Source organism: Pseudomonas multiresinivorans, assembly GCF_012971725.1.
Taxonomy (GTDB): domain Bacteria; phylum Pseudomonadota; class Gammaproteobacteria; order Pseudomonadales; family Pseudomonadaceae; genus Pseudomonas; species Pseudomonas multiresinivorans.
The window spans coordinates 2,546,818-2,571,644 of sequence record NZ_CP048833.1 but is presented as its reverse complement, the minus strand read 5'-3'; the positions used below and the strand labels follow the sequence as shown (position 1 = coordinate 2,571,644).

Genomic DNA, 24,827 nt, shown 5'->3' with positions numbered 1-24,827 from the left:
GTTATCAGGTAATCCTGATGAACCGGGAGAATTTTCCTATCACCGGTTCACCGGATCTGCGTGGTTTCCGCGGCAGCAAAGCCATCAACTGCGATGAAAGTCGTGCGATGGCTTCTGAGTGAGGCTGCCCCTCGGGTTCCGACGCAGAGCGCCGGCCAGGTCCAGTATCGTCGTCAGGACAAATAGCGGGGCGACCAGCCACAGCGCCGGGGACGCGTTATCCATCATCGATTCCGGTGCCACAACCAGGGTGGTGGCCATCAGCACCACCACCAGGATGAGCACCAGCTTCATCAGAAGTGACGAAAAATCGAGAATCTCGCCCATCTTGTCCTCCGGCGTCCTCGTACGGGGGAACCTGTATAACCCTGCCCGCACGGAGCTGAAATCGGAAATCTCCGACAAGCCACCAGTCATGTCCGAAGCCATCGAAAAGCGCTCTGCGTCGAAGAGAAGCGTCATATCGATGCAATGATTCCGACTTAATCTGCCGCGCCAACGATGCCTCAAATGGAAGTTGACCCATGCAGTACAAGTCGAGCCCCAGCGACGCCCAACCCTGGCCCGTGACCATCGCCTGGCTCACCATCGCCTTCATCTGCTATGCGTTCCCCTGGTCGGCGTTCGCCGCCCTGCCTTCGTCCCAGGGCGGCGAGCCGGTACTGCGCATCCAGGGCTCCAACACCATCGGTGCGCACCTGCTGCCGGAGCTGGTGAAAGGCCTGCTGGTCAGCGAGGGCTACAGCGACGTCAGTGCCAAACCGGGCAAGGCGGAGAACGAACAGCGCATCATCGGTCGCACCCAGGATGGCAAGGAGGCGATCGTCGACCTGGCGGCCCACGGCTCCAGCACCGGCTTCGTCGCCCTGAAGGACAACAGTGCCGAGTTGGCAGCCGCCTCGCGCCCGATCAAGGACGCCGAAGCCGCAGGCCTTTCGGCGTCGGGCAACCTGCGCAGCGCCAAGGCCGAACAGGTGATCGGCATCGATGGTCTGGCGATCATCGTCAATGCAGCCAACCCTCTGGATGAACTGACCACCGATACACTGGCGCAGATCTTTTCCGGCGAGGTGAAGACCTGGGAAGAGATCGGCGGGCGCGGCGGTGCCATTCGCCTGTATTCCCGCGACGACAATTCCGGCACCTTCGATACCTTCAAGGAGCTTGTCCTTGCGAGTCACGGCAAGGCGCTGGCCAGTGGTGTCCAGCGCTTCGAATCCAGCGACCAGTTGTCCACCGAGGTGAGCAAGGACCCGCAGGGCATTGGCTTCGTCGGCCTGTCGTCCGTCCAGAATGCCAAGGCGCTGCGCATTGCCGACGGCGACTCCCAGGCCATGCCGCCATCGACCACACTGATCGCCACCGAAGACTATCCGCTGTCGCGCCGCCTGTTCCTCTACATGAAGCCGGAGGAGCCAAACCGCTGGGCCCGCGCCCTGCTGCAGTTCGCCCAGGGCGACAAGGGCCAGGCCCTGGTCAGCGCCAGCGGCTTCGTCGGCCAGCGTGTACAGGCGGTGAAGATGGCGCCGCGTGCCAGCATGCCGGAGAACTACCAGGCCCTGGCCCGTGACGCCGAGCGCCTGTCGGTGAACTTCCGTTTCCGCGAGGGCAGCGCCACCCTGGACAACAAGGCACAGCGCGATATCGACCGTCTGCTCGCCTACCTTCAGCAGGCCGGCAAGATGAACAAGCAGGCGGTGCTGGTCGGTTTCGGCGATCCCAAGCAGGACCCGGCGCGCGCCGAACTGCTTTCCAAGCTGCGCGCCATGGCCGTGCGTCGTGAGCTGGCCAAGGGAGGCGTGATGTTCCGCGAGATCAGCGGGATGGGCGATGCCCTGCCGGTGGCAGCCAACAGCGATAACGACGGTCGGGTGAAGAATCGCCGCGTCGAAGTCTGGGTCTACTGATTCCCCTGGCGATCAGCGTCTAGACTGTCTGAAGGAAGCTGATCGCCCGGTCTGGAAATACTGTAGGAACTTGTTACGTTCCTTTGCTTGTCTCTGGCGGGCGCTCTGCTATTTTCCCGCCAGTGACGCCGGGCCCCTCTGACGGTTGCCAACCGCCATGTCGGAGTCACTTTTCGACAACGACACTAAGGGAGGGGCCAAATGACAGCTCTGCACGCCTTTTTAACCGAACCATTCCTCGGAACCGCCACCTGGTTCTGGCTGGCCTTCCTGGCCATCGTGATTCTTCTCCTCGTACTCGACCTGGGCGTCCTGCAACGCGATCACCACGAGATCGGCGTGCGCGAGAGCCTGATGCTCTCTGCCGGCTACTTCGCCTGCGGCCTGGCCTTCGGTGGCTGGGTCTGGTACGAGTTCGGCGCCACCAGCGCGGTGGAGTACTACACCGGCTTCCTCGTCGAACAGTCGCTATCGATGGACAACGTGTTCGTCATGGCGATGATCTTCGGCTTCTTCGGCATCCCTCGCCGTTACCAGCACCAGGTGCTGTTCTGGGGCATTCTCGGCGCCATCGTCATGCGCGCGCTGATGATCGGCCTGGGCGCCGCGCTGGTGAAGGAGTTCGAGTGGATCATGTACGTGTTCGGCGCCTTCCTGCTGTTCAGCGGCGTAAAGATGCTGTTCGCCAAGCACGACGAAGAGCCTGACCTGGCCAACAACCCGGTGCTGAAGTTCCTGCGCAAGCGCATCCGCATGACCGACACCATCCATGAGCATCACTTCTTCGTGATGAAACCCGATGCCACGGGCAAGCTGGTGCGCTACGCCACCCCGCTGTTCCTGGCGCTGATCCTGATCGAGCTGGCCGACCTGGTGTTCGCCGTGGACAGCGTGCCGGCGATCTTCGCCATCACCCAGGACCCGTTCATCGTCTACACCTCGAACATCTTCGCCATCCTCGGCCTGCGCGCCCTGTACTTCTCGCTGGCGGCGATGATCCACCGCTTCGTGTACCTGAAGTACGCCCTGGCGCTGGTCCTGGTGTTCATCGGCACGAAGATTTTCCTGCACGGATTCATCGGCAAGGTTCCCGCCGCCCTGTCCCTTGGCGTAACCTTCGGCCTTTTGGCGGGTGGCATACTGCTATCCTTGCTCAAGACGCGCCGGACCAGCGAGGAACCGCTGGAAATCGTCAGCCAGGAGAGGATCCATGCAAGCGCTGGAGGTGAGGATCGAAGCCGTTGAGTTTCGCGGCGGGGCCTATTGGCAGGTCCGTCTCGGTCGTCGCGCGCTGCGATTTCCCCATGAAGCCGCCGCGCGAGCCTTCGCCGCCCAGTTGCACACTCGCCGGGAGTGGTTGCTGACGCAGCAGAGCCAGGCGGATGGACCGGAGCCGTCACCGGATCAGTGAATGAACAGGGCCAGCGCAAGCTGGTCTTGTGCTTTGTGAGTCGAGCACGACCGGCGTCTGATTCGAGCGTAGGAGCGGACTCCGTCCGCGATGTGCAGTTGGCCAGCTCCGAGCCGCCGGAAACCTATCGCGGACGGAGTCCGCTCCTACACACGGCATGACGCCCGCAAATGAAAAAGGCCCGCATCAGCGGGCCTTTTTCATGAGTGCTTGTGATCAGTGGCTGCTACGCAGCGCGTCACGCGGCACGTACTTGCCGATCTCGTATTTGCCGATGGCGGCACGGTGCACCTCGTCCGGACCGTCGGCCAGGCGCAGGGTGCGCTGCATGGCGTACCAGTAGGCCAGGGGGAAGTCGTTGGAGACGCCGGCGCCGCCGTGCATCTGGATGGCGCGGTCGATCACCTGCAGGGCGACGTTGGGCGCGACGACCTTGATCTGGGCAATCTCGCTCTGGGCAAACTTGTTGCCGGCCTTGTCCATCATGTACGCGGCATTGAGCGTCAGCAGGCGAGCCTGGTTGATCTCGATGCGCGAGTTGGCGATGTGGTCGATATTGCCACCCAGGCGTGCCAGCGGCTTGCCGAAGGCGGTGCGGCTGACGGAGCGCTTGCACATCAGTTCCAGCGCGCGCTCGGCCATGCCGATGGAGCGCATGCAGTGGTGGATACGGCCTGGACCAAGGCGACCCTGGGCGATCTCGAAGCCGCGGCCTTCGCCGAGCAGGACGTTCTCGTAGGGCACGCGGACGTTCTCGAACAGCACTTCGGCGTGGCCGTGCGGAGCATCGTCGTAGCCGAACACCGGCAGAGGACGGAGGATCTTCACGCCGGGGGCGTCGGTGGGCACCAGGATCATCGAGTGCTGCTGGTGGCGCGGCGCGTCCGGATTGGTCAGGCCCATGAAGATCATGATCTTGCAGCGCGGGTCGCAGGCGCCGGAGGTCCACCACTTGCGGCCGTTGATGACCCACTCGTCACCGTCGCGTACGGCGTTGGCCTGCATGTTGGTGGCGTCGGAAGAAGCCACGCCCGGTTCGGTCATGGCGAAGGCGGAGCGGATCTCGCCACGCAGCAGCGGCTCCAGCCAGGTGCGCTTGTGCTCTTCGGAGCCGTAGCGCACCAGCACTTCCATGTTACCGGTGTCGGGAGCTGCGCAGTTGAAGGGTTCGGAGCCGATCAGCGAGCGGCCCATGATCTCGGCCAGCGGTGCGTATTCCATGTTGGTCAGGCCAGCGCCCAGCTCGGACTCCGGCAGGAACAGGTTCCACAGGCCTTCGGCTTTCGCCTTGAGCTTGAGGTCTTCCATGATTTGCGTGGGCTGCCAGCGGTCACCCTGGGCCACTTGCTCCTCGAACACCCTCTCGGCGGGATAGACGTTGGCTTCCATGAACGCGGTGAGGCGCTCACGCAGGTCCTGAACCTTGGCGGAATAAGCGAAATCCATGGGGGCTAACCTTCTGGCGGCGGTTGTTTGTGTGGAGTGATGCTAGAACAGCGGGAAGAATTTACCCAGCCTATTATCCGAATCGATGAACATTCATAACCCATATGGACCTGGGCGCAGGTTCGGGTATGATCGGGCCAAAACAATGACAAGCGGGAGCCCTGGAATGAACCTCAGCAAGGTCGATCTGAACCTGTTCATCGTCTTCGACGCGATCTATACCGAAGCCAACCTGACCCGCGCCGGACAGATAGTCGGCATCACCCAGCCCGCCGTCTCCAACGCCCTCGCCCGCCTGCGCGAAACCTTCAACGACCCGCTGTTCGTGCGCACCGCGCAGGGCATGGTGCCCACCCCCATGGCGCAGAACATCATTGGCCCGGTGCGCAACGCGCTGCAGCTGCTGCGCGTGTCGGTGCAGGAAAGCCGTACCTTCACCCCGACCCAGGCGAACAAGACCTACCGCATCAGCATGACCGACCTCACCGAGGCCATCGTCCTGCCGCCGCTGTTCCAGCGCCTGCGCCGCCAGGCACCGAACGTGCACATCGAGAGCTTCCTCTCCAAGCGCCGCGAAACCACCAAGGAGCTGGCCGCCGGCCGCCTGGACTTCGCCGTGGACGCGCCGCTGAACACCGACCCGCAGGTGCGCCACGTCAAACTGATGGAAGACCGCTACGTCTGCGCCATGCGCCAGGGCCATGCACTGGCCAAGGACAAGGTGACGCTGGAGGAATACCTGTCGGTGGCTCACATCCAGATTTCCAGCCGCCGCAGCGGCCTGGGCTACGTCGACCTGTCGCTGGGCAAGATGGGGCTGCAACGCAAGATCGCCCTGCGCTCGCAGCACTACCTGATGGCCTCCACCGTGGTGCAGCAGACCGACATGGTGGTCACCGTCCCCGAGCGCTTCGCCCGCCACCACGGCCTGCACTTCGTCGACCTGCCGGTGAATGACGTGCCGAAGCTGGAAACCCACCTGTACTGGCACGAAAGCACCGACCAGGACCCGGCCAACCGCTGGATGCGCGAGCAGATCATCGAGTTGTGCCAGCAGGTGACGGCACGCGAGGCGCGCGAGGCGGCGGAGCGCGCCTGATGCCTGGGGCGATGCCCATTGATGGGTATCGCTTCGCTCCACGCCATCCTGTGTAGCCGCTGGCGTCACATGCCGTGACCAACCTTGTAGGAGCGAGCTTGCTCGCGAACATTGCTTGCCGGTAGCTCGTCGGTTGGGCGGTTCGCGAGCGAGCTCGCTCCTACAAAAAGCGAAGGCGTCAGGTCCAACAAGTCACCTGCAGACCCCGCCCTGCCGAAGTGCCTGTCCAACGAACAGGCCGGGGTCTGCCGGCGAACCCTTCAAAGACTCCGTGCGATCACCAGCCTCTGCACGTCGCTGGTGCCTTCGTAGATCTGGCACACGCGCACGTCGCGGTAGATGCGTTCCACCGGGTAGTCCTGCAGATAACCATAACCGCCGAGGGTCTGGATTGCCGCGGAGCACACGCGCTCGGCCATTTCCGAGGCGAACAGCTTGGCCATGGAGGCCTCGGTCAGGCACGGCAAGCCGGCTTCGCGCAGGCTGGCGGCGTGGTGGACCATCTGTCGCGCGACAGCGATCTCGGTGGCCATGTCGCTCAGGCGGAAAGCCACGGCCTGGTGCTGGATGATCGGCTTGCCGAAGGTCTCGCGCTCGTGGGCGTAGTCACGGGCGTATTCGAACGCGGCGCGGGCCATGCCGACGGCTTGCGAAGCGATGCCGATGCGACCGCCTTCCAGGTTCGCCAGAGCAATGGCGTAGCCCTGCCCCTCCTCGCCCAGCCGGTAGCTGGCGGGGATGCGCACATCGTCGAAGGCGATCTGGCAGGTGTCCGAGGCATGCTGGCCGAGCTTGTCCTCGACACGCACCACGCGGTAGCCGGGCGTATCGGTCGGCACGATGAAGGCGCTGATGCCCTTCTTGCCCGCCGCCGCATCGGTTACTGCGAAGACGATCACTACACCAGCATGGCTGCCGGAGGTGATGAACTGCTTGCTGCCGTTCAGCACGTAGTGCTCGCCGTCGCGGCGCGCGCGGGTCTTGAGGAAGCTGGCGTCGGAGCCGGCCTGCGGCTCGGTCAGGGCAAAGGCGCCGATCATTTCGCCACGCGCCAGGGGCACGAGGAACTGGCGCTTCTGCTCGTCGTTGCCGAACTTGGCGATGGGCATGCAGCCCACCGAGTTGTGCACGCTCATGATGGTCGAGCAGGCGCCGTCGCCGGCGGCGATCTCTTCCAGCGCCATGGCGTAGGCCAGGTGGCCGGTCTGCGCGCCGCCCCACTCCTCCGCCACCAGCATGCCGAGGAAGCCGAGGTCGGCCATTTCCTTGATCGCTTCCGCGGGGAAACGGTGCTCACGGTCCCAGTCGGCGGCGAAGGGCTTCAGCCGCTCCTGGGCGAACTGTCGGGCAACGTCGCGGATCTGGATGTCTTCTTCACTGGGAATCATGGTTGGCTCCTTACGCCAGGCGCTCGACCGCAATGGCCGTGGCTTCGCCGCCGCCGATGCACACCGAGGCCACGCCGCGCTTGAGGTCGTACTGCTTGAGCGCCGACAGCAGGGTCACGATAACCCGCGCGCCAGAGGCACCGATGGGGTGGCCGAGGGCGCAGGCGCCGCCGTGGACGTTGAGCTTGTCGTGGGGAATATCCAGCTCGCGCATGGCGGCCATGGCAACCACGGCGAAGGCTTCGTTGACCTCGAACAGGTCGACATCGCCGATGGCCCAGCCGGTGCGTTGCAGCAGGCGGTTCACTGCGCCTACCGGAGCGGTCGGGAACAGGTTCGGCGCGTCAGCGAAGGACGAGTGGCCACGGATCGCGGCCAGCGGCGTGAGGCCGCGTTTCTCGGCTTCGGACAGGCGCATCAGCACCAGCGCGGCGGCGCCGTCAGAGATGGAGCTGGCGTTGGCGGCGGTTACCGTGCCGCCGTCGCGGAAGGCGGGTTTCAGGGTCGGAATCTTGTCCGGGCGCGCCTTGGGCGGCTGTTCGTCCTGGCTGATTTCGCGGGTTTCCTTGCCGGCCTTGACGGTCAGCGGGACGATTTCCTCGACGAAGCGGCCTTCGCTCATGGCCTTCTGCGCGCGGGTCAGCGAGGCGATGGCGTAGTCGTCCTGCTGCTGGCGGGTGAAACCGTATTTCTCGGCGCAATCTTCGGCAAAGGTGCCCATCAGGCGGCCCTTGTCGTAGGCATCTTCGAGGCCGTCGAGGAACATGTGGTCAAGCACCTTGCCGTGACCCATGCGGTAACCGCTGCGGGCGCGCTCCAGCAGGTACGGCGCGTTGGACATGCTCTCCATGCCGCCGGCCAAAGCCACGCGGGCGCTGCCGGCGAGGATGGAGTCGTGGGCCATCATCGCGGCCTTCATGCCCGAGCCGCACATCTTGTTCACCGTGGAGCACGGCGTGCCACGCGTGAGGCCCGCGCCCAGCACTGCCTGGCGCGCCGGCGCCTGGCCCTGCCCGGCGGAGAGCACGCAGCCGAGCACCGCTTCGTCCACCTCTTCGGCGCCCAGGCGGGCGCGTTCGACAGCGGCGCGAATCGCGGCCGCGCCGAGGGTGGCGGCGGTGACGTCCTTGAAGTCGCCGAGGAAGCCGCCCATGGGCGTACGGGTGGCGCTGACGATAACGATGGGATCGTTCATGAGCTATCTCCTCTTACTTCGCGGCCATGCGGATGGCGCCGTCGAGGCGGATCACTTCGCCGTTGAGCATGCTGTTCTCGATGATGTGGCGGGCCAGCGCGGCGTATTCATCCGGGCGGCCGAGGCGCGGCGGGAATGGCACGCTGGCGCCGAGAGAGTCACGGACTTCCTGGGGCATGGCGGCCATCATCGGCGTCTCGAAGATGCCGGGGGCGATTGTCATCACGCGGATGCCCGAGCGCGCCAGTTCGCGGGCGACCGGCAGAGTCATGCCGACTACGGCGCTCTTGGAGGCAGAGTACGCGGCCTGGCCGATCTGCCCGTCGAAGGCAGCCACCGAGGCAGTGTTGATGATGATGCCGCGCTCGCCGCCGGCGTCCGGCTGGTTCTGCGCCATGGCTTCGGCGGCCAGGCGCAGCATGTTGAAAGTGCCGATCAGGTTGATATTGATGGTGCGGGTGAAGCTGTCCAGCCCGTGCACACCGTTGCGGCCGATGACTTTTTCTGCCGGCGCCACGCCCGCACAGTTGGCCAGCCCATGCAGCGCACCGAAGGCATCGAGGGCAAGCTGCACGGCGGCCTTGCCGTCCGCCTCGCTGCACACGTCGGTGCGGATGAAGCGCGCATTGGCTTCGCCCAGCTCGGCGGCCTGGGCCGCGCCGGCTTCGGCGTTGATGTCGGCCAGCACTACCTTGGCGCCTGCGGACACCAGCAGTTTCGCCGTGGCGGCGCCGAGGCCGGAGCCGCCGCCGGTGATGAGGAATACCTTGTTCTGGATCTGCATGAAGTCTCTCCGCTGTACTTAGTGAGCTGCCGCTTTCTCGGCCGCTTCGCGTTGCTTGGCGATCTCCTGGTTGCGCAGGAGGAAGCGCTGGATCTTGCCGCTGGGGGTCTTGGGCAGTTCGTCGACGAACTCCACTTCCCGCGGGTAGCTGTGCGCCGACAGTCGCTTGCGCACGTACTGTTGTAGTTCCTCGGCCAGCTCCGCGCCCGGCCGGTAGGACGAGCAGAGCACCACAAAGGCTTTCACCAGCTCGGTGCGCTCCGGGTCCGGCTTGCCGATTACCGCCGCCTCGATCACTGCCGGGTGTTCGATCAGCGCGCTTTCCACGTCGAACGGGCCGACGCGGTAGCCGGAGGTGGTGATCAGGTCATCGGCGCGGCCGACGAAGCTGATGCTGCCATCGGCGTTCAGCTCAACAGTGTCGCCGCTGAGGTAGTAGTCCCCGACGAAAGACTTGGTCGGCATGCCCTGGTAGCCAGCGAACCACATCATCGGCGAGCGCGTGCGATCCATGGCGAGCGTGCCGGGCTGGCCGGCGGGCAGTTCGTTGCCCTGCTCGTCCAGCACCACCACGCGATGGCCGGGGATGGAGAAGCCGGCAGCGCCCAGGTGCACCGGGTGCTCCAGTTCGTGGTGGTTGGCCAGCACCATGCCCAGCTCGGTCTGGCCGTAATGGTCGTGGATGGTCACGCCCAGCTCGCTGGCAAACCAGCGGATGACTTCCGGGGTCAGCGGCTCGCCGGCACTGCTCACCGCGCGCAGTCGCCCCTTGAGTGGTTTGGACACTGCCTCGCCAGCGGCGATCAGCAGGCGGTACGCGGTGGGCGAGCCAGCCAGGTTGGTGATGCCGTACTTGCGCACGATGCGGCAGGTGCTCTCCACCGTGAACGCGCCTTCGTAGAAGGTGATCGGGTGTCCCATGGCCAGCGGCCCGGTAACGCCGTAGTAGAGGCCATAGGCCCAGCCTGGATCGGCCAGGTTCCAGAACGAATCCTCCTCGCGCAGGCCCACTGCATCGCGCATGTAGCCGACGAAGGCGACGATGGCTTTCAGCGGCACGGCCAGCGGCTTGGCCAACCCGGTGGTGCCGGAGGTGAACATCAGCAGGAAGGTGTCTTCGCCGCTGCGCAGGACAGGTTCGAAGTCCGGCAAGTGGCGCTCCAGTTCGGCCCAGAAGCTGTAGTCGCCATGGCGGATGCCCTGCCCCTTCGGCCCGCCGACGGTCACCTGTGTGGGCGCGTCGGGTACTTCGTCCAGCTTGCTGCGGTTGGCGCCGTCAGTGACGACCACCTTGCTGCCGGCCAGCTTCACGCGATGCTCGATGGCTTTCGGCCCGAAGGCAGTGAACAGCGGCTGGTAGACCGCACCCAGGCGCCAGGTGCCGAGCACGGTGATCAGCAGTTCCGGGGTACGCGGCAGCATGCCGGACACCACATCGCCGGGGCGCACGCCAAGGCTGTGCAGGAAGCTGGCGAAGCGGCCGGAGAGTTCTTTCAGCTGGGTGAAGGTGTAGGAGGCGCTGTCGCCGTCTTTGCCCTCCCAGAACAGCGCGATGCGGCCGGGGATGGCGTGGCGGTCGCAGCATTCGACACAGGCGTTGAGGGCGTCGAGGTTGCCTGCCAGGGTAGCATCGGCGGTGGCGCGGTAATCGAATTCGGCAGCGGCGGCGGAATGGGAACGCATCACTGGGGACTCCCGGTTTGTTCTTGTTGGAGTTCCCCTGATGTTCCCGCCGCAGGCGGGCGCGGGCAATGTCGAAAGCCGCCAATCTGGATGAGCGGATTGGACAGCCAGTGCTTGGACGTGGGTATCGACACAAGAGTTTAAGGCGTCACCCAGTAGGATGGGTGGAGCCTAGGCGATACCCATGCTGCCGGCACAGGGCCGATGGGTATCGCTGCGCTCCACGCCATCCTACGATTCGAGCGCCTGCTGCAAACTGGCGATCGGATGTTGGCTTCCTTAGACGCGGAACTGATCCATCAAGCCCTGCTGATGGTTCGCCAGCTTGTTCAGCGACTGGCTGACCTGCGCCGATTCCTGCGCCTGGCTCGACAGCGACTCGGTCACATCGCGAATCCCCGCCACGTTGCGGTTGATCTCCTCGGCCACCGCGCTCTGTTCCTCGGCGGCGCTGGCGATCTGCAGGTTCATGTCGGTGATCACGCCCACCGCATCGCCGATGCGCTTCAGAGCGGCCACGGCCTGCTCGACCTGGGACACGCTGTCCTGCGCCTGGCGATGGCTGTTGCTCATCGCGCCCACCACGTCGCGGGTGCCGTTCTGCAGGCCTTCGATGACTTGGCGGATTTCCTCCACCGAATCCTGGGTGCGCTTGGCGAGGTTGCGCACCTCGTCGGCGACCACCGCGAAGCCGCGCCCGGCTTCACCGGCACGGGCCGCTTCGATAGCGGCGTTGAGGGCCAGCAGGTTGGTCTGCTCGGCGATGCCGCGGATCACTTCCAGCACCGAACCGATCTGCTCGCTGCTCGCCGCCAAGCCTTCGACCTGGCTCATGGCGCTGCTCATGTCGCTGGCCAGTTCGTCGATCAGGCGGGTGGTGTTGTCGATCACGTTGAGACCGTCGCGGGTCGCGCCATCGGCACCACGGGCGGCATCGGCGGCCATGGCGGCGCTGTTGGCGACGTCATGGGCGGTGGCGCTCATCTCCTGGGAGGCGGTGGCCACCTGGTCGACTTCGCGGAACTGCTGCTGCATGCCGGCACTGGTCTGGCTGGCGATTTCCGAGGACTGGTCGGCGGTGGCGCGGGCGTCGTGCACCGAGGATTTCACGTCGCGGATGATCGGCTGCAGCTTGTCGAGGAAGCGGTTGAACCAGCCGGCCAGCTCGCCCAGTTCGTCCTTGCCGGCGTAGTCCAGGCGCTTGGTCAGGTCGCCTTCGCCGCTGGCGATGTTGCGCAGCATGGCGGCGACGCCGAGGATCGGCCGGGTCACGCCGCGGGCGGTGAGCCAGACCAGCAGCAGGCCGACGATGGCGGCGATCAGGCCGAAGATCGTCTGCCACAGCGCGCCGCTGGAGTTGCGCTCATCCAGCTGCTTCTGCAGTTGCAGCGCGGGAGCCAGCAGCACGTCCTGCGGTACGTCGAGCACCACGGCCCAGGGCTTGGTGGCGTCCGGGATCGGCAGCAGCGGTTCCAGCACGCGCAGTTGGCCATCCTTCTCCAGCACCTGCGGGCGACCGCTGGCCTGCAGCGACAGCAGTTCGGCGGCCTGGCCGGGGATGGCCTTTTCCAGCGGCTGGCCGAGCAGCGCTTCGTCGCTGCTGTAGCCGGCGAGCAGGCCCGCCGGGCTGACGATGCTGACGCTGCCGGCGCCGTCGTAGAGCTGGCGGTCGCCATCGGCAGCCAGCTGTTGCAGGCGGCTGAGGCTGATGTCGATACCGATCACGGCGATGACCTTGCCTTGATCCATCAGCGGGAAAGTCACGGTGGTCATCAGCACCTTGGTACCCGAGGCGCTGTCGAAATAGGGGTTTAGCACGCAGGCCTTGCGGGTCTGCAGCGGGCACAGCTGCCAGGTGTTGAACGGGCTGCCGTCGAGCATCACCGAGGTGTCGGCGATCATGTCCTCAGTGACCGCGAGGCCGGTCATTTCGCCGGAAGCCTTCTGCGCCCAGTAGGCACCGAAGCGCCCCTTCTCGTTGCTGCCAGCGTCGGCCTGGTCGTGGAAGTTGGCATCCTGGCCGTCCAGCGCATCGGGTTCGAAGACCACGTAGAGGCTGAGCAGGTTCGGGTTGCTCTTCAGGCCATCGCGCACCAGTTGGTTCAGGTCCTTGCGTACCGCCGCGGTGTCCGCACCGTGCTTGGTCGACTGCTCGCGCAGCTGGCTGACCTGGCGGGAGAACTGGTTGCCGAAGTGGTAAACGTCGGTGAAGAAGCGCTGGATGATCTCCGCCTGCTGCTCGCTGCGCGCCTGCATCCGCGACTTGGCCGCGTCCTTGAGCATGTCCGCGTTGGCCGCCTTGATCAGTTGCGCATCATGGTTCATCCGGAACAGCGAGAGGCCGACCAGCAGGCAGACGATGCAGAGCAGGCAGAGGCCGGTCAGCAGCGTGATCTTCCACTGGATCGAGAGGCGGGACAGGGGCATGGTTGGCGTCCTTGAGCAACAAGCAATTCTTTGAGGTTTTATCGGCCTGTAAGGCGGCTACTTGAGCCGGGCCCTTAAATTTCAGGGCTCCTGGCGGATCAGCGCGCGGTATTGCCCGGGCGTCGATCCGGTCCATTTGCGGAAGGCCTTGTAGAAGGCGCTGGTGTCGGCAAAACCCAGTTCCTCGGCGAGATCGGCGAAGTTGCCGTCGCCGCTGTCCAGCCGTGCGATGGCGAGGTCGCGGCGCAGCTGGTCCTTGAGCGCCTGGTAGGACTGCCCTTCGGCGGCGAGCTTGCGGCGCAGGGTCGAGGGCGCCATGTAGAAGTGGCTGGCAAGTGCGTCGAGGTCCGGCCAGCGCTCGAACTTCAGGCTGCGCAGGTAGGCCTTGGTACGTGCAGCGAGGCTCTGCGGGTCGCGGTAGCGCACCAGGATGTTGGCCGGCGCGCCACCCAGGAAACGCCGCAGCTCGCGCTCGTCGCGGCGCACCGGCAGCTCCAGCGCTTCGGCGTTGAACAGCAGGCGCGACTGGCGGCGGGCGAAACGCAGGTTGTCGCTGAACATCACCCGGTAGTCCTCGATGAAATCCGGCTGCGGGCAGCGCAGTTCGATGGCGAGGATCGGGATGCGCCGCCCCACCAGCCAGCAGGCCAGGCCGTGCAGCATCAACCACAGGGTGAAATAGCAGAAGGCGCGCGGCGCCGAGCTTGCAGGCTCGTCGAGGGTGATCGAGGCGACGCCGTCCTGGCGCACCAGGCGCGGCGTGAAGTCATCGAACACCAGGCCCATGAAGCGCAGCGCGGCATTCATCGCCGTCTCCAGGGTCGGCTCGCGGATCGCCGCGGCAGCCATGAAGTTGAAGCTGCCGGACTTCATGCGCCGGGCATTCATGCCGAAGAACTCGTCGTCCATCTCCTTCGCCAGGCGCAGCCAGAGCCGCGCGTAAGCCTGGCTGGAAACCCGCGCGTAGGGCTTGCCGAACAGCTCCGGGGCGATGCCGGCGGCGGCCAATAGCGGCCCGTCGTCGCGGCCGGCGCGACGAAACTCGGCCAGCGCTTCGCTGACCAGGCGGATGGAGATAGTGCCCTTCTCTACGCCCATGGCGCCCTGATGTCAGGAACGCGCGCCCGGGCGCAGGACGGTGTCGAACGATCAGCCACGCTTGGCGCGCACTTCGTCGATGCTGATTTCGCGCATGCGGAACTTCTGGATCTTGCCGGTCACCGTCATCGGGAACTCGTCGCAGAAACGGAAGTGGCGCGGCACCTTGAAGTGGGCGATGGCGTTCTTGCAGAAGGCCCGCAAGTCCTCCTCCTCGACGCTGTGGCCGGGGTGGAACTTGACCCAGGCCACCAGTTCCTCGCCGTACTTCTCGTCGGGAATGCCGATCACCTGCGCGTCGGCCACGGCGTGATGGGTGTAGAGGAATTCCTCGATCTCGCGTGGGTAGATGTTCTCGCCGCCACGAATGATCATGTCCTTGCTGCGCCCGACGATGCGCACGTTGCCGGCTTCGTCCATCTCGGCGAGGTCGCCGGTGAGCATCCAGCGCGCCGGGCTGATGGCCTCGGAAGTCGCCTGCGGGTTGTTCCAGTAGCCGAGCATCACGCTGTAGCCACGGGTGCAGAGTTCGCCGATGGTGCCGCGCGGGACGATGCGGCCGTCGGCGTCGATGATCTTGCTTTCCAGGTGCGGCTGGGTGCGGCCGACGGTGGTGACGCGGGTTTCCAGGTCGTCCTCCGGGCCGGTCTGCAGCGATACCGGGCTGGTCTCGGTCATGCCGTAGGCGATCTGCACCTCGGCCATGTGCATTTCGTCGATCACGCGACGCATGACTTCAATCGGGCAGGTAGCACCGGCCATGATGCCGGTGCGCAGGCTGGAGAGGTCGAAGTCGTGGCGGGTCGGGTGATCCAGTTCGGCAATGAACATGGTCGGCACGCCGTACAGCGCGGTGGCCTTCTCTTCTGCCACCGCCGCCAGGGTTGCCTCGGGCTCGAAGCTGGGCGCGGGGTAGATCATGGTAGAGCCGTGGGTCAGGCAGCCGAGGTTGCCCATCACCATGCCGAAGCAGTGGTACAGCGGCACCGGGATCACCAGGCGGTCGTGCTCGGTGAGGCCGAGGCTGTCGCCGACCATCAGGCCGTTGTTGAGGATGTTGTAGTGGCTGAGCGTGGCGCCCTTGGGGAAACCGGTGGTGCCAGAGGTGTACTGGATGTTGATTGGCTCGTCGAACTGCAGCAGCGCCTGGCGCTCGGCCAGCTCGGCGGCGGACGTGCCACGGCCCAGCGGCTCCAGCTGGCTCCAGCGCAGGAAGCCGGACGGCGCCGAATCGGACAGGCTGATCACCCCACGAAGCTCCGGCAGGCGGTCGCTGGACAGCTCGCCCGGCCGCCCCTGCCCCAGCTCAGGCAGCAGGTCGGCAAGCATGCCGTGGTAATCGGAGGTCTTGAACGAATCGGCGCACACCAGCCAGCGGCAGCCGGACTGCTTGAGCGCGTACTCCAGCTCGCTGCCCCGGTAGGCCGGGTTGATGTTGACCAGTACGGCGCCGACCTTGGCGCTGGCGAACTGGGTGACGCACCACTGCGCGCAGTTGGGCGCCCAGATGCCCATACGGTCGCCGGGACGCAGGCCGAGGGCGAGGAAAGCGCGGGCGATGCCATTGACCACCTCGGCCAGCTCGGCCCAGGTGTAGCGCAGGTTCTGGTGGCGAACGACCAGGGCCTCGCGCTGCGGGAAACGTTCGACCGTGGCGTCGAAGGCGGCGCCGACCGTCATGGCCAGCAGTGGCTTGTCCTGGGGGCCGCGGGTGTAACTCAGGTGGTTCATGGCTTTCCCTTGTTGTGCTTGTTCTGGGATCAACGCTGAACGATCGGCTCTGGCAGCGGTGCCAAAGCACCGAGAGCCAACCTACCCCGCCGGCCTGACTGACCGGTCGCGGGCGACGGAGCATGTTTACGTTAACGTAAAGGTAAACGCAACCCCGACCATCGGCAGAGCGATGTCGGCGGGCGCCTCCGCATCATTCAGGATAGCCACTCACAAAGCGTGCCATTCGGCCTGAAAGCCATAGCTGGCGGGGCCTTGAGAAGAGTTTCGGAGGTTGGCCACGCAGCCGCCGCGGTTGCATTTCGCAACAGCTCGGGCAGGCAGCCCCGCCGCCGCTGCCTGCATCATTCGTGGCCTTGCCTGGACACCGTGGATACGTCTCAGGCTGTCGCAAACTGAGACGCCCCGCGCCACGTGCGCTAGCGCAGGCCTTGCAGTAGAATTCGACGAAAATGCCTACATGGATGTAGACAAATTCCCACTCAACGCTTGCGAATCACATCCATGACTACTCGTCGTTCGATACTGAGCCTGCTGTTTGCCTGCGCCGCTGTTGTCTGTACATCGAACTCCTTTGCTGCCACGCCCAAGACGGCCTCCCCCAAAGAACTCGTGCTCGCCTCCGGCAGCGCACTGGTGGTCGACCTGGAGAACGGCAAGACCCTCTACTCCAGCAACCCCAACCTGGTAGTGCCCATCGCCTCGGTGACCAAGCTGATGACCGCGATGGTCACCCTGGACGCCAAGCTGCCGATGAACGAGCTGATCCCCGTGGACATCTCCGAGACCGCCGAGATGAAGGGCGTGTTCTCCCGCGTCCACCTGGGCAGCATGATCAGCCGCCAGAACATGCTGCTGCTGGCGCTGATGTCCTCGGAAAACCGCGCCGCCGCCAGCCTCGCGCACAACTACCCGGGCGGCTCCAGGGCCTTCGTCGCGGCCATGAACGCCAAGGCGAAATCCCTCGGCATGACCAGCACCCACTATGTCGAACCCACCGGCCTGTCGATCCACAACGTCTCCGACGCCAACGACCTGATCCGCCTGGCCAAGGCTGCCTACACCTACCCGCAGATCCGCCAGTTGAGCACCACGGCGACCAGCGATGCGCGCTTCAGCAAGCCCAGCTATTCGCTGAGCTTCTTCAACACCAACCCGCTGGTGCGCAACGGCAAGTGGGACATCCGCCTGACCAAGACCGGCTTCACCAACGACGCCGGCCACTGCCTGGTGATGGTTACCATGATGAACGGCCGCCCGGTCGCCCTGGCCCTGCTCGATGCCTTCGGCAAACGCACCCACGTGGCCGACGCCGGTCGCATCCGCCGCTGGGTGGAAACCGGCGTCGCTTCGCCGGTGCCTGCCGTCGCCCTGCAATACAAGGCTCAGCGCAGCCAGGCCCGCGCCGCCAGCATGACCGCCACCGCCGAGTAAAGCCCCCGCACTGGCGGAGTCCGCTCCGCCAGCGCCCTCTCCTTCCCCCTTTTCCTGTCGTTTCAGCCATGCTGGATGGCGCTTCCGTCACTTATATGCCGATCATCATTCAATGCTAGTATGATTACCGTAATATTTAATCGAAGTGCTGGAGCCCGCGATGACCGAACTGACACTGACCCGTGAACAGAAGATTGCCGCCTGGGAAGCGACGGCCGCGCAAATGCGCCAGCGCCTGGCCGAGCCCGGCGTGATTGCCCTGCAGGAACTGCGCGGCAAGACGCCCCAGGAATTCTTCGACGGCATCGGAGCAGGCGAATTGCCCGCCCCGCCGATCAACGCGCTGATCGGCTTCGTCCCGCTGGAATGGAGTCAGGGCCGCTTCATCTTCCAGGGCACCCCGGACATGCGCCACTACAACCCGCTGGGCACTGTGCACGGTGGCTACGCGGCCACGCTGCTGGACTCGGCCATGGGCTGCGCGGTGCACACCATGCTCGAACCGGGCCTGGGCTACACCACCACCGACCTGCGCATCAGCTACATCCGTGCACTGACCCGCGACACCGGACCGATCCGCGCCGAGGGCACGATCGTGCATGTCGGCCGCTCCACCGCCCTGGCCGAAGGCCGTCTCTACGACGTGGACGGCAAGCTCTACGCCACCGGTTCCACCACCTGCCTGATCCTCGGGCGCTGACAGCTGTTCAGGAGACCGACCATGACTTCCGTAGTGATCGCGGGTTATGCCCGCTCCCCGTTCCACTTCGCCAAAAAGGGCGCGCTGATCGACGTACGCCCGGACGACCTCGCCGCGCAGACCGTCAAGGCACTGGTACAACGCAGCGGCCTGGATGCCAGCCTGATCGAGGACCTGATCATGGGCTGCGCCTATCCCGAGGCCGAACAGGGCATGAATATCGCGCGCATCACCAGCTTCCTCGCCGGGCTGCCGGAAACCGTGGCCGGCGCCACGGTGAACCGTTTCTGCGGCTCGTCCATGACCTCCATTCATTTTGCCGCCGGACAGATCCAGCTCGGTGCAGGCGATGCTTTCATCTGCGCCGGCGTGGAATCCATGACCCGCGTGCCCATGGGCGGCTTCAACCTGTCACCCAACCCGCACCTGCTGGCCGAATTCCCGCAGGCCTACATGCCGATGGGGCAGACAGCGGAAATCGTCGCCGAGCGCTTCGGCATTTCCCGCGTCGACCAGGAAGCCATGGCGGTGGACTCCCACGCCAAGGCGGCCCGTGCCCGTGAACAAGGGCTGCTGGCCGCGGAGATCGTGCCCATCGACACACCCAATGGCGTGGTCAACGAGGATGGCTGCATCCGCCCCGGCACCAACCTGGAGGCGCTGGCGCAGCTCAAACCGGCGTTCGGCGGCAGCGTCACCGCCGGCACCGCCTCGCCCCTCACCGATGGCGCAGCGGCTGTGCTGGTGTGCAGCGAAGACTTCGCCCGTGCCCATGGGCTGGACATCCTGGCGCGGGTGAAAGCCGTCGCCGTGGTTGGCTGCCCGCCCGAAATCATGGGCATGGGCCCGCTCTATGCCACCCGCAAGCTGCTCGACCGCGCGGGTCTGCGCATGGCCGACATTGACCTGGTGGAGATCAACGAAGCCTTCTCCAGCCAGGCCCTGGCCTGCCTGCGCGGGCTGGAACTGGATATCGACCGGGTCAACCTGCATGGCGGCGCCCTGGCCATCGGTCACCCGCTGGGAGCAACCGGCGCGCGCATCACCGGCAAGGCGGCGGCGCTGCTGAAGGAAACCGGCGGGCGCTATGCCATTGCCACCCAGTGCATTGGTGGCGGGCAAGGTGTGGCGACGTTGCTGGAAGCTGTTCGCTGATCGTAGGGCGTACAAAGAGCGCTCTGGCGCTGGGTGAAGACATCGCGGACGGAGTCCGCTCCTACGCAGATACCAAACCTTGGCGTAGGAGCGGACTCCGTCCGCGATTGCCTTCGGCGCATGCCCTATCTGCCCTGAATCACCTCCCCTCGCCCACCCTGCGTTAGAATGTCACCCAGCATTCCATGCACCGCAGGAGACACCCGGTCATGCGTTACTCCGAAGACCACAAGGCCCTGACCCGCGAACGCATCATCAACGAGGCGGCGCAGCGCTTTCGCAGCGAAGGCGTCGACGCCACCGGCCTGCAGACGCTGATGAAGGCGCTGGGCCTGACCCACGGCGGCTTTTACGCGCACTTCAAGTCCAAGGACGAGCTGGTGGAAATCGCCCTGCAGCAGGCCGCCGAGCAACTGCGCCCGGTGGTCGACCAGCAGTTCGCCAAGGACGACCCGCTGCCCGGCTTCATCGACCAGTACCTCTCCACCGGCCACCGCAACACGCCGGGCAAGGGCTGCCCTTTGCCGACCATCTCCGCCGAGCTGGGCGCCCGCGGGCATGCCAGCGCCACCACGGATGCCATCGTCCAGGCGCGCATCGAAGCCATCGAGCAGGCGCTGCCCAGCGAGCATGCCGAGGACGAAAGCGTCGCCCTGCTCGCCACACTGATTGGCGCGCTGGTGCTGTCGCGCAGCGTGGCGGACACCGAGCTGGCCGAGCGAATCCTGGACAGCACCCGCCGGCACCTCAAGCGGGAGATTGGCGCGGCGGAGTGAATCTCCCACAGCAGGTGCGAATGGCGCTTTTGTAGGGTGCATAACGCGCCAGCGTTATCCGCCGTTAAAGGGCCGGCGGATAACCTGTTCCAGGTTATTCGCCCTACGCCCCTGCGCCCCACCCTTCCTACGTGTGACAGCTTTGCGCCGGGGAATCAGGCACCTGTAGGAGCGAGCTATCTCGCGCGCATAAAAAAGCCCCGGCGCAAGGCCGGGGCAAGCTTTTCGCCACTCAGTTACTCGGTTAGCCCACTGCAACTCCATAACGCTGCGCAGGCGCGCTGCGGGACAGGTTCGGCGCCATCTTCAGGCGCGCGGCGGTGAAGGCGTCGAACTCGCCCGCATCCGGCAGAGCCGGCAGGGTTACCACTTCGCCCAGGGCGAGGCCGGCCAGCGCGGCGTCGACCATGTGGTTCACGTCCATCAGCATCTCCGCTGGCAGTGCGGAGATATCGGTGCCGGCGCGGTCCCAGATTTCGGTGCGGGTGGCGCCGGGCAACACGGCCTGGATGCGCAGGCCTTGCGGCGCCAGTTCCTGCTGCATGGATTGGGTCAGGTTGAGCACGAAGGCCTTGGTGGCGCTGTAGCTGCCGTTGAACAGTTCCGGCGCCAGGGCCAGCACCGAGGCGACGTTGATGATGGTGCCGCGCCCGCGCCCGGCGAAGGCCTTGGCGGCAGCACCGGCCAGGCGCGCGGTGGCGGTGACGTTCAGCTCGATCATGCTTTCCAGGCGGTCCAGGTCGGTCTCCAGCAGGGTGCCATTGATGGCGACACCGGCATTGTTCAGCAGCAGGCTGATGCTGCTGTCTTCGGCCAGGCGCGCTTCGACGCGGGCACGATCCTCGCGACGGGTGAGGTCGGCCTTGAGCACATCCACGGAAACGCCGTACTCCTCGCCCAGCCGTGCAGCCAGGGCTTCCAGGCGTTGCTGGTCACGGGCCACCAGCAGCAGGTCATAGCCCTGGGCGGCGAAGCGCTGGGCGTAGGTGGCGCCGATGCCGGAGGAAGCACCGGTGATCAGTGCGCGGCCCAGTTCGGATTTGGCATTCATGGTTCTTTCTCCAGTGGGGCGACTCGCCCGCATGCAAGGGATGTGAGGGCCCGCAGGCCGTCTGGAATGTCCGGCTCGATTTGAATGTCGACCGTCATCTGAAGTTGAATATTATGCTCATAATATTACCTGTCAACACCCTCCTCACAAGGGTGACGAGTGGTAGGGAAATCGGCAGAACTCACGCACGCCGCGGCCAACAGCCTTCCGGCGGTTTAGATTGCCCATTCTAGAGCGCTCGCGAGAGGCTCTCGGGCGTCTCCACACAAGAACAAACCGGGAGCCACCCTGCACCTTTCTGCCTGTCTCAACACCGGCAATGCCGGAGGAGGACACATGCGATTGCGCTGCTTTTTCCTGGGATGCGTCTGGGATGAAGGGACTCTGACCGAGGTCGGCCATGTGCCGATGGTTTGCCAACGTTGCACGCGCTGCGGTGCCCAGCGCTATTTGAGCCCCGAGCCGGAAATCTGAAGTCGGCCCAAAAAGAAATGCCCGGAGCACGCAGCTGCTCCGGGCATCGGGTGTTGCTCAATAAAGATCAGTTGGCGACGAACGCCTGGCTGGTGGTGATCGCCATGTCGCCGCCGGGCAGCTTCAGATCGCCGATGCGCTCCAGGCTGTCGGCATCGTAGATCGCCACGTCGTTCAGAGTGCCGGTCAGGTACAGCTTGTTGCCGGCCTTGTTGGTCGACAGGCAGTAGTAGGAGTGGTCGAGGTTCGCCGCCTTGACCAGCTTCTGCTCCTTGATGTCGTACTTGGCCAGGCGGTTCAGCACGCCGTAGATGACGTTGCGGTCCTTGGCCGAGCGAATACCGCTGAAGTACACCTCGGTGACCGGGCCGAAATCGACGGTCTCGGTCTTGCCGGTGGCCAGGTCGATGTTGAAGAAGCCATAGAGGAAATCGGCCGTGGCCATGTCCTGCTTGGCGTCCTTGAACTTCGCCGTGGTGTAGAGCAGCGAGAAGTCACGCGGGTAGGTCTGCTGGTTCCACACGTAGAGCACATCTGGCGGCGCGTAGTTGGGGCGCTTCCAGTTGCGGCTGGGAATGATCACGTCGAACTTGCCGGTCTTCACGTCCACCTTGTAGATGTCCGGGCCCGCCACGTAGAGGGTGCCGTCGTCGCCGCTCTGCATGATGGTCAGCTGGCGCGGCGCCGGGAAGGTGCGCACCGGTTTGGCGCCCATGCCGTCGGCCACCGAGTAGACCTGCAGGCGCGGCTGCTGTACTTCGTAGTGCTCGGCAAGGATCAGCGTCGGGTTGGCGATGGCGTAGATCTCCTTGCCGTCGTGGCTGACGGTCATGGAGAACATCGCCCGCGCATTCTCGCCCGGCTTCTGCGCGATGGTGGCGTGGAACACCGGTTTGCAGTCATCGAGCTGGATGCCGTAGATGTCCGCGTAGTGGTTGCTGAGGATGTAGGCGACCTTGCGATCCGGCGACAGCTGGGTCATGCCCGGGCCATAGGCGCCGGGGATCGTGCAGGTCTTGTAGAGCTTGTCGGTCTGCATATCGATGACGTGCAGGTTGTTCGGGTAGTTGGTGCTGATCAGGTACTCGTGGCCACTTTCCAGCGCTTTGCCGGTGTCGGCGCCGGCATCGGCGGCGACGGCTTGCAGCGCGCAGGCCAGCGAGAGGCCGCCGAGCGCGGCGGCGAATGCTTTTCTGGACATGCAGGTTTTCCTCTTGTTCTTCTGGTCCATGCTCTTTGGGCCGATATTCGTCAGTCCGGTCATTTGTCGTCCGGGAATACGGTGCCGAGGTTGCGCCAGTTCTCGGCCGAGGCCTGGGCATCCTTGTTCCAGTCGGGGTAGGTGCTCATCATGTCCGGCACCTGGGCCGGCCACCAGCAAGGGTCGGAGCAGCCGTAGAGGTCCGCTTCCATCGGCTGGCAGAGCGAGGACACGCCGCCGAACACGTCGACTTCCCAGCCCGGGTCGGTGGTGGCCGCGCAACCGGCCACGGAGTTCATCGCCACCACGTCCTCGATGCGATCCTCGGCGGCGGCCTGTTCGAGCTTCTGTGCTTTGGTGTTGATCGCTTTCAGATGTTTCATGTCAGTGCGCCTTCCGCGGAGTGATGTGGCGGTCGATGAAGCTGGGGTTGGAAGCCATGATCCGGCTGTAGACCTCGATGCCGAAATCGACCCAGTCCCTCATCAGTTCGCAGTAGTGGTAGGTGGGGTGCGCCGGGTCGCCGTAGCGCGCATAGCTCTCGTGGTAGCAGCCGCCGGAGCAGAGGTTGCGGATGTGGCAGCTGGCGCAGCCGGTGTCGGTACGGTCCAGGCGCTGGGAGAGGAACTCGTTCAGCTCGGCCTGCTTCACCCCTTCATGCACGTTGCCGAAGGTCGGCAGCGAAGAGCCGGTGAAGCGGTGGCACAGGTTCAGCTCGCCCTTGTGGTCCACCGCCAGCATCTTCAGCCCGGCGCCGCACGGCAGGGCCTTCTTCTGCCCTTCGTGGATGTCGGTGATCAGCTGGTGCAGGTTGGAGAAGCCGATGTTGCGCCCTTGCAGCGCCTCGTCCAGGTAGCGCCGGCCAAGGGCCTTCATGCCGGCGAAGACCGCCTTCAGCTCATCCCCGGTGAGGTTGTAGCTGCTGATATCGCCCGAGGTGACCGGGGCGAAACCGACTTCGGCAAAACCCATCTCGTTGAACAGGTGGTTCCAGATAGTCTCGACATCGGTGACGCCAGTGGTCAGCGTCACCCGCGCGCCGACCGGCCGCGCGTTGTAGCGCGACAGCAGCATGTCGGCCTTGCGCCGCACCACGTCATAGGTGCCTTGCCCGCCCACGGTGATGCGGTTGCGGTCGTGCACCGTCTTCGGTCCGTCGATGCTGATGGACAGCCCGAAGCGATGAGCATTGAGCCAGTCGACGATTTCCTCGGTGAGCAGCGTGGCATTGGTGGTCATGACGAAGTCCACCGTCTTGCCCAGCTCGCCGAAACGGCGCTCGCAGTACGCGACCATGTGCTCGATCAGCGGGCGGTTGGACAGCGGTTCGCCGCCGAAGAACACCACGGTGTAGCGCTGCTCGTCGGGGGACTCCTGGATCAGCATTTCCACCGAAGCCTCGGCGGTTTCCGCGCCCATCTTCTTACCGGCGGAGGGCTTGTCCAGGTCTTCCTTGTAGCAGTACGTGCAGCTCAGGTTGCAGCCGGTGTTGACGTTCAGCACCACGGTGTTGAGCGCGGTGCGGTCAACCTTCTTGATGCCGATTTCAGGAGTCAGCGGCGAGCCGTCGCTGACCAGCTCCAGCGCGATCAGCTCGCGCAGGGTCTCGTCGATTTCCTCGGCGCCGAAGCGCCCGGCCAGGCGTTGGGTCAACTCGTCCGGCGAGCAGGCATGCCCGCGCAGCGCGTCGATGATCCCGCCGGTCAGCTCGTCGCTGGCGAACAGCGAGGAGCTGGGGATATGGAACAACAGGCGGTCGGCGTCGACCTGCACTTCGTGCAGGTTGCGTTCGACCAGATTCAAGATGGCGCCCATGGCGACCTCCCGGAACTCTTGGAATGTGCCCGCCCGAAGGCGGGACTCACGC

General features: G+C 65.1%; 22 protein-coding genes. 9 read left to right on the top strand and 13 right to left on the bottom strand.

Annotated features, from left to right (window positions below; translation table 11 throughout):
- Nucleotides 1-84: 84 nt before the first annotated feature.
- Nucleotides 85-327 carry a hypothetical protein gene (locus G4G71_RS12010; protein ID WP_169937906.1) on the bottom strand — a complete coding sequence of 81 codons (243 nt, stop codon included), beginning with the start codon at nucleotides 325-327 and terminating at the stop codon, nucleotides 85-87.
- Between the two features lie 197 nt (nucleotides 328-524).
- Between G4G71_RS12010 and G4G71_RS12005 the strand changes: the two genes are divergently transcribed.
- The 3 genes from G4G71_RS12005 (at nucleotide 525) to G4G71_RS11995 (ending at nucleotide 3,318) form a co-directional block, all read left to right on the top strand.
- Nucleotides 525-1,907: a substrate-binding domain-containing protein gene (locus tag G4G71_RS12005; protein WP_169937904.1), complete on the top strand. Its 1,383-nt coding sequence runs from the start codon at nucleotides 525-527 to the stop codon at nucleotides 1,905-1,907.
- 201 nt (nucleotides 1,908-2,108) lie between these two features.
- The gene (locus G4G71_RS12000; RefSeq protein ID WP_169937902.1) at nucleotides 2,109-3,152 is read left to right on the top strand and encodes a TerC family protein; all 1,044 of its coding nucleotides are present in this window, start codon (nucleotides 2,109-2,111) and stop codon (nucleotides 3,150-3,152) included.
- Nucleotides 3,118-3,318 (top strand): hypothetical protein, encoded by a 201-nt coding sequence (locus G4G71_RS11995; protein ID WP_169937900.1) that lies wholly within the window; start codon nucleotides 3,118-3,120, stop codon nucleotides 3,316-3,318. The genes G4G71_RS12000 and G4G71_RS11995 overlap by 35 nt, the downstream gene beginning before the upstream one ends.
- A 216-nt stretch (nucleotides 3,319-3,534) precedes the next feature.
- Here the strand turns inward: G4G71_RS11995 and G4G71_RS11990 are convergent, their stop codons facing one another.
- Entirely contained in the window at nucleotides 3,535-4,764 is a 1,230-nt protein-coding gene (locus G4G71_RS11990; RefSeq protein WP_169937898.1) for an acyl-CoA dehydrogenase, read from the bottom strand.
- Between the two features lie 166 nt (nucleotides 4,765-4,930).
- Here G4G71_RS11990 and G4G71_RS11985 point away from each other — a divergent pair, with 166 nt between their 5' ends.
- Entirely contained in the window at nucleotides 4,931-5,863 is a 933-nt protein-coding gene (locus G4G71_RS11985) for a LysR family transcriptional regulator (protein ID WP_024765514.1), read from the top strand.
- A 260-nt stretch (nucleotides 5,864-6,123) separates the two neighbouring features.
- Here the strand turns inward: G4G71_RS11985 and G4G71_RS11980 are convergent, their stop codons facing one another.
- The 7 genes from G4G71_RS11980 to G4G71_RS11950 all read right to left on the bottom strand — a co-directional run bounded on the left by G4G71_RS11980 (nucleotide 6,124) and on the right by G4G71_RS11950 (nucleotide 16,169).
- Entirely contained in the window at nucleotides 6,124-7,251 is a 1,128-nt protein-coding gene (locus tag G4G71_RS11980; protein WP_045208133.1) for an acyl-CoA dehydrogenase family protein, read from the bottom strand.
- 10 nt (nucleotides 7,252-7,261) lie between these two features.
- Nucleotides 7,262-8,446, bottom strand: coding sequence for an acetyl-CoA C-acyltransferase (locus G4G71_RS11975; protein WP_169937896.1), 1,185 nt, complete (start codon nucleotides 8,444-8,446; stop codon nucleotides 7,262-7,264).
- Nucleotides 8,447-8,459: 13 nt separating this feature from the next.
- Nucleotides 8,460-9,230, bottom strand: coding sequence for a 3-hydroxyacyl-CoA dehydrogenase (locus G4G71_RS11970; protein WP_169937894.1), 771 nt, complete (start codon nucleotides 9,228-9,230; stop codon nucleotides 8,460-8,462).
- Nucleotides 9,231-9,248: 18 nt separating this feature from the next.
- A complete protein-coding gene (locus G4G71_RS11965) occupies nucleotides 9,249-10,913 on the bottom strand; it encodes an acyl-CoA synthetase (RefSeq protein ID WP_169937892.1) in 1,665 nt (554 codons plus the stop codon).
- A 279-nt stretch (nucleotides 10,914-11,192) separates the two neighbouring features.
- On the bottom strand, nucleotides 11,193-13,340 hold the full coding sequence (locus tag G4G71_RS30315; RefSeq protein ID WP_169937890.1) for a methyl-accepting chemotaxis protein: 2,148 nt from the start codon (nucleotides 13,338-13,340) through the stop codon (nucleotides 11,193-11,195).
- Between the two features lie 81 nt (nucleotides 13,341-13,421).
- Entirely contained in the window at nucleotides 13,422-14,438 is a 1,017-nt protein-coding gene (locus G4G71_RS11955) for an AraC family transcriptional regulator (RefSeq protein ID WP_169937888.1), read from the bottom strand.
- Nucleotides 14,439-14,489: 51 nt separating this feature from the next.
- A complete protein-coding gene (locus G4G71_RS11950) occupies nucleotides 14,490-16,169 on the bottom strand; it encodes an AMP-binding protein (RefSeq protein ID WP_169937886.1) in 1,680 nt (559 codons plus the stop codon).
- Nucleotides 16,170-16,673: 504 nt separating this feature from the next.
- Between G4G71_RS11950 and pbpG the strand changes: the two genes are divergently transcribed.
- The 4 genes from pbpG (at nucleotide 16,674) to G4G71_RS11930 (ending at nucleotide 20,234) form a co-directional block, all read left to right on the top strand.
- Nucleotides 16,674-17,603 (top strand): D-alanyl-D-alanine endopeptidase, encoded by a 930-nt coding sequence (gene pbpG / locus G4G71_RS11945; RefSeq protein ID WP_169937884.1) that lies wholly within the window; start codon nucleotides 16,674-16,676, stop codon nucleotides 17,601-17,603.
- 223 nt (nucleotides 17,604-17,826) lie between these two features.
- The gene (locus tag G4G71_RS11940) at nucleotides 17,827-18,303 is read left to right on the top strand and encodes a PaaI family thioesterase (RefSeq protein ID WP_082450599.1); all 477 of its coding nucleotides are present in this window, start codon (nucleotides 17,827-17,829) and stop codon (nucleotides 18,301-18,303) included.
- 21 nt (nucleotides 18,304-18,324) lie between these two features.
- Nucleotides 18,325-19,458 (top strand): thiolase family protein, encoded by a 1,134-nt coding sequence (locus G4G71_RS11935; RefSeq protein ID WP_169937882.1) that lies wholly within the window; start codon nucleotides 18,325-18,327, stop codon nucleotides 19,456-19,458.
- 209 nt (nucleotides 19,459-19,667) lie between these two features.
- The gene (locus G4G71_RS11930; protein ID WP_169937880.1) at nucleotides 19,668-20,234 is read left to right on the top strand and encodes a TetR/AcrR family transcriptional regulator; all 567 of its coding nucleotides are present in this window, start codon (nucleotides 19,668-19,670) and stop codon (nucleotides 20,232-20,234) included.
- A gap of 244 nt (nucleotides 20,235-20,478) precedes the next feature.
- Here G4G71_RS11930 and G4G71_RS11925 read toward each other — a convergent pair whose 3' ends face one another.
- Complete coding sequence (locus tag G4G71_RS11925; protein WP_169937878.1) at nucleotides 20,479-21,285, bottom strand: SDR family NAD(P)-dependent oxidoreductase; 807 nt, start codon at nucleotides 21,283-21,285, stop codon at nucleotides 20,479-20,481.
- A gap of 336 nt (nucleotides 21,286-21,621) precedes the next feature.
- On the opposite strand from G4G71_RS11925, the gene G4G71_RS30110 reads away from it, so the two are divergent.
- Nucleotides 21,622-21,759: a PSPA7_2676 family Cys-rich small protein gene (locus G4G71_RS30110; protein WP_338110205.1), complete on the top strand. Its 138-nt coding sequence runs from the start codon at nucleotides 21,622-21,624 to the stop codon at nucleotides 21,757-21,759.
- A 67-nt stretch (nucleotides 21,760-21,826) separates the two neighbouring features.
- On the opposite strand, the gene peaD is transcribed toward G4G71_RS30110, so the two are convergent.
- From peaD to peaB, 3 genes are read right to left on the bottom strand one after another with little or no spacing between them, the layout of a single operon-like run.
- Nucleotides 21,827-22,960 (bottom strand): quinohemoprotein amine dehydrogenase subunit beta, encoded by a 1,134-nt coding sequence (gene peaD / locus G4G71_RS11920; RefSeq protein ID WP_169937876.1) that lies wholly within the window; start codon nucleotides 22,958-22,960, stop codon nucleotides 21,827-21,829.
- 59 nt (nucleotides 22,961-23,019) lie between these two features.
- On the bottom strand, nucleotides 23,020-23,343 hold the full coding sequence (qhpC, locus tag G4G71_RS11915) for a quinohemoprotein amine dehydrogenase subunit gamma (protein ID WP_015477047.1): 324 nt from the start codon (nucleotides 23,341-23,343) through the stop codon (nucleotides 23,020-23,022).
- A 1-nt stretch (nucleotide 23,344) separates the two neighbouring features.
- A complete protein-coding gene (gene peaB, locus G4G71_RS11910; protein WP_169937873.1) occupies nucleotides 23,345-24,775 on the bottom strand; it encodes a quinohemoprotein amine dehydrogenase maturation protein in 1,431 nt (476 codons plus the stop codon).
- Between the last annotated feature and the right edge of the window lie 52 nt (nucleotides 24,776-24,827).